Source organism: Pseudoalteromonas sp. TB25, from assembly GCF_000497995.1.
GTDB lineage: Bacteria > Pseudomonadota > Gammaproteobacteria > Enterobacterales > Alteromonadaceae > Pseudoalteromonas > Pseudoalteromonas distincta.
In genome coordinates this window covers 1-726 of the sequence record NZ_AUTI01000213.1, presented here as the reverse complement: position 1 = coordinate 726, position 726 = coordinate 1, and the positions used below count along the sequence as shown (strand labels likewise).

The following is a 726-nucleotide window of genomic DNA, read 5'->3' as shown; positions in this document are numbered from 1 at the left end:
GGTGCGTATCCTTGGCTACTCGCTAAGCTCAACCACGCTACAGCATGAAATACACTTTGTGGCACGCCTTCACCTTTTACAAAAAATAAACCTAAATAAAACTGGGCTCTATGGTTTCCTGCCATTGCAGCAAGGCGCATCCATTTTACAGCCAATGGAGCTTGATTATTTTTTAAATAATATAGGGCTTTATTAATAGTACTTTGCTCATCTTTTTTATTATCAATGGGCGCGGGGCTGCTTTCTGGTTGAGTAACAAAACCTAAAATGTTGTCTAGCTGTTGCTCTAAGTCTTGCTCACAAGGTGTTGTTTTAAGCATATTGGTTCATTTATTATTTTAACTACTTTAACAGTTTAGTATATAGCAAGGTAAAATGTCCTGTAAAAGATAATTTTTATGTTAAAATCTCGTCACTTTTTACTATCACAAGTTTATTATGTTTGAAGCCTTATTTAAACTCAGCGAAAATAACTCAACAGTTAAACGCGAATGCGTTGCTGGCCTAACTACCTTTATCACTATGGTATACATTGTATTTGTAAACCCGGCTATGCTTGCTGAGGCAGGGATGGACCAAGGGGCTGCATTTGTAGCTACCTGTATAGCAGCTGCGATAGGCTGTTTTATAATGGGTTTGTGGGCTAATTATCCATTAGCATTAGCGCCTGGCATGGGACTAAATGCCTTTTTTACGTATGGCGTCGTATTAGGAATGGGTTATACC

General features: G+C 38.4%; 2 protein-coding genes. One reads left to right on the top strand and one right to left on the bottom strand.

What is annotated here, in order from left to right:
• Positions 1-320 (bottom strand): SEL1-like repeat protein (locus L652_RS0105590; RefSeq protein WP_024595372.1); only part of this gene is annotated, 320 nt, incomplete at its 3' end.
• 118 nt (positions 321-438) lie between these two features.
• On the opposite strand from L652_RS0105590, the gene L652_RS0105585 reads away from it, so the two are divergent.
• Positions 439-726, top strand: a 288-nt coding sequence (locus tag L652_RS0105585; RefSeq protein ID WP_029770192.1) for a solute carrier family 23 protein, incomplete at its 3' end; no start/stop codon positions are given.